This is a genomic window from Parendozoicomonas verongulae (genome assembly GCF_009711465.1).
GTDB lineage: Bacteria > Pseudomonadota > Gammaproteobacteria > Pseudomonadales > Endozoicomonadaceae > Sansalvadorimonas > Sansalvadorimonas verongulae.
In genome coordinates, this window is sequence record NZ_SMME01000729.1 from 1 (window position 1) to 7756 (window position 7756).

Consider the following 7756-nt stretch of genomic DNA (forward strand, 5'->3'; position numbering starts at 1 on the left):
TTCAGGCTCATTTCGTATTGGAGAAGACTCGAGCTATCCTTCTCAGCGGTATGAGTGCGAGCGTGCCTGGATACGCCTGCGGAAATATGCTTGGAATATTTACTGACTGGACCACACACAAACTCACATAAATTTACGCAACCACACCTATAGATACCCGTTTGTTGCTAATTTCTCACTTTATTGCGGTCTCACCTATATTGTCCTTTCAGTATTTTTCGATAACATACCGGCCTTTTTGATTGACGGAGCAGGCAGAACACATGGCATCTTTCGTCCCGGGACAACGCTGGATAAGTGATACCGAGATCGAACAGGGGCTGGGCACCATCCTTACTTTTGACGCCCGCACAATAACCCTGCTCTATCCGGCCACCGGTGAAACTCGGGTATATCGTCAGGAAAACAGTCCACTCACCCGGGTTCAGTTCGAGCCAGGTGATTCCGTAGCCAGCCACGAGGGCTGGATTCTTACGGTCACAGGCGTTGAGGAAAAGAACGGCCTGCTGGTTTACACAGGCACCGACGAAAACGGAGAGCACCGTGAACTGCCGGAAGCCGGGCTTGATAACTTTATTGAGTTCAACAAACCGCAGGATCGCCTGCTGGCGGGTCAGATCGACCTGAACAGTAACTTCTCTCTGCGTTACCAGGCACTGGCTCATTACAACCGCCTGTGTCAGTCCCCATGGCTGGGCCTGAGCGGTGCCCGTGCCAGCCTGATTCCTCACCAGCTACATATCGCCCATGAAGTGGCGGATCGCTACGCACCTCGCGTATTGCTGGCGGATGAAGTGGGTCTGGGTAAAACCATTGAAGCCGGTTTGATTCTAAACCGCCAGCTTCTCACTGGCCGCGCATCCCGCGTTCTGATTCTGGTACCGGAACCTCTGGTGCATCAGTGGCTGGTTGAAATGCTGCGCCGCTTTAACCTGGCCTTCAGCGTGTTCGATGAAGAGCGCTGCCGCAATGCCGATGGTGAGAACCCCTTCGCCAGTGAACAACTGGTGCTGGCCAGTATCGACTTCCTGCGCAATAGCCCGGAACATCAGCAACAGGCACTGGATGCCGGCTGGGATCTGCTGGTTGTGGATGAGGCCCACCATCTGGAGTGGACCGAAGAGAGCGGCGCAGGACCTGACTATCATCTCGTCGAACGTCTGGCGGAAGACACCCCTGGCATCCTGTTGCTCACCGCCACACCGGAACAGCTGGGTCATGCCGGTCATTTCGCCCGTCTGCGCCTGCTGGACCCAGACCGCTTCCACAGCCTTGAAGAATTTCAGAAAGAGGAAGCCAGCTACGAACCTGTTGCAGAGGCTACCCGGGAACTACTGGACACTGGCCGTATATCCAACGACGCTGCCAACAACCTGCGCACCCTGCTGGGCACTGAGGCTGATGGCCTGATCGCCATTATCAATGATCCGGATCAAACCGAAGCCGCCCACGCCAACGCCCGTGAGCAGCTGATACGCGCGCTGCTGGATCGCCATGGCACCGGCCGTATCCTGTTCCGTAACACCCGTGCTGCAGTACCCGGCTTCCCCGGTCGTGCGGTACAGGGTTATCCACAGGCGTTACCTGAGCTGTACGCCATTGCTTTGGAAGAAAGTGCCAAGGCTGCTACTGCAGAGAGTCAGAGCACAGACCTGCGGGAGCAGCTGTTCCCCGAGCTGGCCTATCAGAAGCACATCACCGTTGATAATGCTGAGCCATGGTGGAAGGTTGACACTCGCATCGACTGGATGGTGAACATACTCAAGCTGTTGCGCAAGGAGAAGATTCTTGTGATTTGCGCCAACAGCAGCACAGCGATGGATCTTGAAAATGCTCTGCGTATTCATGCTGGTACACTGGCTTCTGTCTTCCACGAGGGTATGAGTATTGTGGAGCGCGACCGTGCTGCTGCGTGGTTCGCTGATGAAGAGTACGGCGCTCAGGTACTGATCTGTTCCGAAATCGGCAGTGAAGGTCGCAACTTCCAGTTTGCTCACCATCTGGTGCTGTTCGATATGCCGGCCAACCCGGATTTGCTGGAGCAGCGTATCGGCCGTCTGGACCGTATTGGTCAGGAGCATACTATCCGCATCCACGTGCCTTACATTCAGGGCACAGGTCAGGAGCGTCTGTTCCAGTGGTACAACGATGGTCTGAATGCCTTTGCTGATACCTGCCCTGCAGGCAGTGTCGTGTACTCCCGCCTGCGTGATGAACAGGAAGCGTGGCTGCGCAGTTCAGAAGCCGATATGGCAGACGACACCGGCTTTGATTTCAGCACGCTGGTTGAGCGTTCCCGCACCATGAACGATGAGGTGAGCCGTCATCTGCGTCTTGGTCGTGACCGTCTGCTGGAACTAAACTCCCGTGGCGCGGGCAGCAACCGTGACCTGGTGGGTGAGATTCGCAGCGAAGACACCCCCAAAGCGCTGTCCAAATTTGTGGACAAGCTGTTTGAGAGCTTTGGTCTGGAAACGGAAGATCATTCCAAAAACGCCATTGTGGTTCGCCCTGGTAACCACATGACTGTAACCAGCTACCCTGGCCTGCCCACCGATGGCACCACCATCACCTTCGACCGCGATATTGCCCTTTCCCGGGAAGATATGCAGTTTGTCACCTGGGAACATCCCATGGTACGCGAAGGTATGGATATGCTGCTCACCAGCGAAACCGGCAACACCTCCTGCGCCATTATCAAGAGCAAGGGTTTGAAGCCAGGCCTGATGCTGATGGAAGCGATCTTTGTGGTGGAAACCAGCGGTGATCGCACTCTGCAGCTGGAGCGCTTCCTGCCACCAACAGTTCTGCGCACACTGATTGACCCTGCCATGAACAACCTGGATGCCAAGGTACCGTTCAAGAGCCTTGATGCGCAACTGCAGAAGCTGAAAACCAGCACAGCCCGTAAGGTTGTGAAGAGTCAGCGTGAAGCGGTGGTGAAAATGGCAAAGGCTGCGGAAAACCACGCCCGTGGTCAGGTTGCTGATATCATCAACAACGCTTGCCAGAAGCTGATGAACGATGTGACTCAGGAAATTCGTCGTCTTGCAGCCTTGAAAGCTGTGAACCCGAATATCCGGGATGAGGAAATTGAGTTCCTGAAGCAGCAGGCGGCCCAGGGCCACCAGCTGCTCCAGAAAGCTCAGCTGCGTCTGGATGCGATCCGGTTGATTTTCACAACCTGACCGCCGTCACACAACATCAATCTCTGCGCTCAACAGATGCCACAGTGCATGTGAGGAGCGCCAGGGAGGGGCACTGCAAACATTACCGCTCCCGCAGGAACGAAGGTTCCTTCCCGAGATAACGAGTAAATTTCAACGTTATGAATAGTCGCAAGCTTATTGGCAGCAATATAAATGCACACAGAAGGTGTTTCTGAAGAATTGGGTGGAGTCACCTTTTCAGGGTTCCCCATAACCCTCTCTTGATTCTCTTGCTTAACGGCCATAGCGGCAAGTGGAACTGGCCCTGACAGAGATGGCCCGGGAGTGAGTGGGGGTGGGCTGACTCTGCTAATCGGTGTACTCAAAACCGGTGGGGTGGATGGAGCAGTTATTACATAAGATATCTCCGCACCTGAGCGCATTGCCGGTGAAGTCATAGGGGGAGGAGACATATGTGGCACTCTTGTGCCACCGTTCAGCATGGGTCTTGTTAACAGCATAAATCACTCCTTTGACTAGGTTGTCAGTAATCCTGACACAAAATTAGAGCAAGCCTTACTCCCCTTCACTAACAACCTTGACAGCAGAGCTAACAACCCTTTTTTCCTGCGTAGAGAACCCTACCCCCGACAGTAATTACCCGATTTTCGACACACCTCTCTTGCTTCCACCTGCGCCTCTCCCTACTCTACCCCTACGCTGAGCAAGAAGTATCTGCCACCCAGCCATGACAAGCATTATCACCCCCCATACTGCAAGCCCATGCTTTCAGTTAAAAGGCAGCATGGTCACAATGATGACCCTCGAGCTGTATCGTTTTAATGAAATGGATTTGCACCAGCAGTTACAGGCCCTTGTGGTTAAAGCGCCACGTTTTTTTGAAAATACACCGGTTATTGTGAGTCTGGAACATTTTCAGAACCCAACTGTGCCTATTGATATGCTGCAGCTTATGACGCTATGTTCCGACTTTGGTATCAATTTAATTGCCGTTCGTGGTGGCAGTGCACACCACCGGGCCCAGGCTGCAGAGATTGGGCTGGCCTGTCTGCCGGCACAACCCATGGCAAATATCCGGAAGCCGGCTGTGCCGGATTCTGCCAAACCAGTGGCAGCTGTGAGCCCGCTACATAAACCGAGCACTCAGTCACAAGTAAGCGATGGCAAGGTAGACGACAACGTTACCCCTCTGCATACTCCAAAGACTGAAGCACCCCGCATTATCAAGGCTCCAATCCGTTCGGGTCAGCAGGTGTTTCACGACGGAGACCTGATACTCACCGGGCCGGTCAGTCCCGGGGCAGAAGTACTGGCGACTGGGAACCTCCATGCTTATGGTGCTTTTCGTGGTCGGGCACTGGTTGGGGTGAAGGGCAATGCCCAGGCGCGCATTTTTTGCACCCGCTTTGAAGCAGAGCTGGTGTCGATTAACGGTCATTACAAAATGTCCGCGACAATGAACAAATCACTCACAGGGCAAATCGTGCAGGCCTATCTGCAGGATGAAGCTCTGGTTATTGAACAGATTCCTTAATTTTTGATTGTGCCACTGCACAAACACATAGCATTACCAGAAGGGGGTAATCTTGGCCAAAGTAATTGTTGTCACTTCAGGTAAGGGGGGCGTCGGCAAAACCACCACCAGTGCAGCGCTGTCTACTGGTCTGGCCAGGCAAGGCTATCGTACAGTGGTTATCGACTTTGATATCGGCCTTCGTAACCTGGATCTGGTTATGGGTTGTGAGCGCCGTGTGGTCTACGACTTTGTCAATGTGATTAACGGTGAAGCTGCTCTTCATCAGGCTCTGATCAAAGACAAGCACACAGATAACCTCTTTATTCTCCCCGCTTCCCAGACCCGGGACAAAGACGCTCTCACTCCAGAAGGGGTGGCTCAGGTACTGGAAATTCTGGCTCAGGAGTTTGAGTATATCGTCTGCGACTCCCCTGCCGGCATCGAGCGCGGTGCCCTGATGGCACTTTATCATGCCGATGAGGCCATTATCACCACGAATCCTGAAGTATCGTCGGTACGAGACTCCGACCGCATCCTCGGCATTCTGCAAAGTCGCTCCCGTCGTGCAGAGCTGAATATGGAACCCGTGAAAGAACATCTCCTTCTTACCCGCTACAATGCGACACGCGCCGAACGTGGTGATATGTTAAGTGTTGAAGATGTGAAGGATATTCTTGCCATTCCTCTGCTGGGCGTCATTCCTGAAGATCCGAGTGTACTGAAAGCCTCCAACCAGGGTTTGCCAGTGATTTTGATGGAGGAGAGTGTTGCGGGCAGTGCTTACGCTGATGCTACCCAGCGTTTTCTTGGTGAAGAATGTCCAATGCGCTTTCTGGAAGCCCCCAAAAAAGGGCTGCTGCAAAGGATTTTTGGAGGACAAGGGTGAGCATTCTGGAAATTTTCCGAAGTCGCGAAAAAAAGGCTAACAGTGCGGCTATTGCCAGAGAACGCCTGCAAATTATTGTGGCCCACGAACGAAACGGACAGCACACAACACCTGATTACCTCCCTGCCATGAAGCAGGATATTCTCAACGTTGTGCGTAAGTATGTACAGGTGGAGCAGGACCATGTCAGTATCACCTTCGAGAACCAGCAGGACGTCTCGATTCTGGAACTGAATGTCACCTTGCCAGACAACGATTGAGGCCACACACAAGACCAGAAGGTCAATGAGATGTACCTGGAATTAAGTGACATTGTCGTTTTGACCGTTGTAGTCATCATATTAAGCTTCTGGTGGAATGCTCAGGCCATCCGCCAGACGGCCATTCGTCACGCCAAATCCCGTTGCAAACAACTCAACCTGCAATTCCTTGACGGCAGTATCTCCCTGAACTTTGAGGCGATTCGCCGAAGCCCAAACGGCAGCCTTGCCATATTGCGCCGGTGCCAATTTGAGTTTTCTGCCACCGGTCAAGACCGCTACCAGGGTGAGGTTTTTATGCTGGGTGCCCGCCTTCAGGAAATACGTATACCACCCCACATACTTCCGTAGCACCATCACTCTATTGCAGTTTTTTACTACCTTAACCAGAGTGAGCTTTATGAGCGATATCAGAACCTTGCACCCTCAGGGTTTATGGCAGCAATTTGCCGACATCTGTGCAATTCCCCACCCTTCTCATCATGAAGAGAAAATTACCCAGCACATTATTGCTTTCTGTGAGAGCAATAAGCTGGATCATTCACTGGATGCCTCTGGCAACATCATCATCCGCAAGCCTGCCACAGCCGGTATGGAAAACCGCCGTGGAGTAATTCTGCAGGCACACATGGATATGGTGCCGGAGAAGAACAGTGACAAAGAACATGATTTCCTGACCGACCCTATCGAAACCATCATTGATGGTGACTGGGTACGCGCCAACGACACCACTCTCGGTGCCGACAACGGTATTGGTGTGGCAGCAGCCATGGCAGTACTGGTTGCCGATGGCATTGAGCACGGGCCACTGGAAGTACTGATAACCTCCAATGAAGAAGATGGCATGGGCGGCGCTCAGGGTCTGGAAGAAGGCAAGCTGCAAGGCGACATCCTTTTCAACCTGGACACCGAAGACGAAGGCGAGATTTACGTGGGCTGCGCAGGCGGCGTGCGTATTCAGGCAGAAGATGAATACACTCCGGAAGCTCTGCCAGAAGGCTATACAGCTCGTACCCTGACCCTGAAGGGCTTGAGCGGTGGCCACTCTGGTTGCGATATCCACCTGTACCGTGGCAACGCCATCAAACTGATGGTGCGTGCCGTAAAGGTACTGGAACCTTTTGACGTTCGCATTGCAAGCTTCAACGGCGGCAAGCTGTTTAACGCAATTCCCCGTGAATCCTTCGCAGTTGTGGCCCTGCCGCAGGAACAGGTGGCACAAGCAGAAGCCGCTCTTGATGCCTTCGCCAACGCCATTGCCAACGAATACAAGCTTGCTGACCCTGAGCTGAACTTCACCTGGGCAGCCACTGACACTGCCGAAGTTATGCCTGCTGCCACGCAACAAATCTGGATGAACACTCTGCACGTATGCCCTAACGGCGTACTGCGCATGAGCGACGTCATTGAAGGTGTAACAGAAACCTCCGCTAACCTGGGTGTGACCAAGATCGCGGAAGGCAAGATTGTAGTTCAGGTTCTGCCCCGCAGCATGGTGAACTCTGCTCAGGATGACACCCGTCGTACACTACACAGCCTGTTTGCGCTGGCTGGCGCAAAGGTGACTGACAACGACGGCTATCCCGGCTGGGAACCTGTCAAAAACTCCCCTGTACAGCAACTGGTACAGGATGTACACCAGAAGTTGTTTAACAAAGAAGCTGTGTTCAAGGTAATTCACGCGGGCCTTGAATGTGGACTACTGGGCAAGAAGTACCCGAACTGGGATATGGTCTCATTCGGACCAACTATCCAGTTCCCTCACTCACCTGCAGAGCGTGCTCACATCGCCAGTGTTGGCCGCTTCTGGCAGCTGCTGGTTGCGGCTCTGGCAGAAGTGCCTGCGGCTTAATAGGGTTACTTGATATAGACTGCTGCTGTTTGTAAATCAAACAGCAGCTGATAAGACGTTATGTGGCACCCT

At 53.3% G+C, this 7756-nt stretch carries 6 protein-coding genes; all 6 read left to right on the forward strand.

The features are described 5' to 3' along the window. The first annotated feature begins 263 nt into the window (after positions 1-263). The 6 genes from rapA to E1189_RS04165 all read left to right on the forward strand — a co-directional run bounded on the left by rapA (position 264) and on the right by E1189_RS04165 (position 7684). Positions 264-3188, forward strand: coding sequence for an RNA polymerase-associated protein RapA (gene rapA / locus E1189_RS04140; protein WP_155158800.1), 2925 nt, complete (start codon positions 264-266; stop codon positions 3186-3188). Between the two features lie 709 nt (positions 3189-3897). After that, the gene (minC, locus tag E1189_RS04145) at positions 3898-4704 is read left to right on the forward strand and encodes a septum site-determining protein MinC (RefSeq protein ID WP_155158801.1); all 807 of its coding nucleotides are present in this window, start codon (positions 3898-3900) and stop codon (positions 4702-4704) included. A 52-nt stretch (positions 4705-4756) separates the two neighbouring features. After that, positions 4757-5572, forward strand: coding sequence for a septum site-determining protein MinD (gene minD / locus E1189_RS04150; RefSeq protein ID WP_155158802.1), 816 nt, complete (start codon positions 4757-4759; stop codon positions 5570-5572). Then, positions 5569-5832: a cell division topological specificity factor MinE gene (minE, locus tag E1189_RS04155; protein WP_329601890.1), complete on the forward strand. Its 264-nt coding sequence runs from the start codon at positions 5569-5571 to the stop codon at positions 5830-5832. The genes minD and minE overlap by 4 nt, the downstream gene beginning before the upstream one ends. A gap of 30 nt (positions 5833-5862) precedes the next feature. Next, complete coding sequence (locus E1189_RS04160) at positions 5863-6183, forward strand: DUF3301 domain-containing protein (protein WP_155158804.1); 321 nt, start codon at positions 5863-5865, stop codon at positions 6181-6183. A gap of 49 nt (positions 6184-6232) precedes the next feature. Then, positions 6233-7684 (forward strand): aminoacyl-histidine dipeptidase, encoded by a 1452-nt coding sequence (locus E1189_RS04165; protein ID WP_155158805.1) that lies wholly within the window; start codon positions 6233-6235, stop codon positions 7682-7684. The last annotated feature ends 72 nt before the right edge of the window (positions 7685-7756 follow it).

Bases quoted from the DNA above. Each gene is read 5' to 3' on its own strand.
- E1189_RS04160 (WP_155158804.1), top strand. From the start codon at position 5,863: ATGTACCTGGAATTAAGTGACATTGTCGTTTTGACCGTTGTAGTCATC.
- rapA (WP_155158800.1), top strand. From the start codon at position 264: ATGGCATCTTTCGTCCCGGGACAACGCTGGATAAGTGATACCGAGATC.
- minC (WP_155158801.1), top strand. From the start codon at position 3,898: ATGACAAGCATTATCACCCCCCATACTGCAAGCCCATGCTTTCAGTTA.
- E1189_RS04165 (WP_155158805.1), top strand. From the start codon at position 6,233: ATGAGCGATATCAGAACCTTGCACCCTCAGGGTTTATGGCAGCAATTT.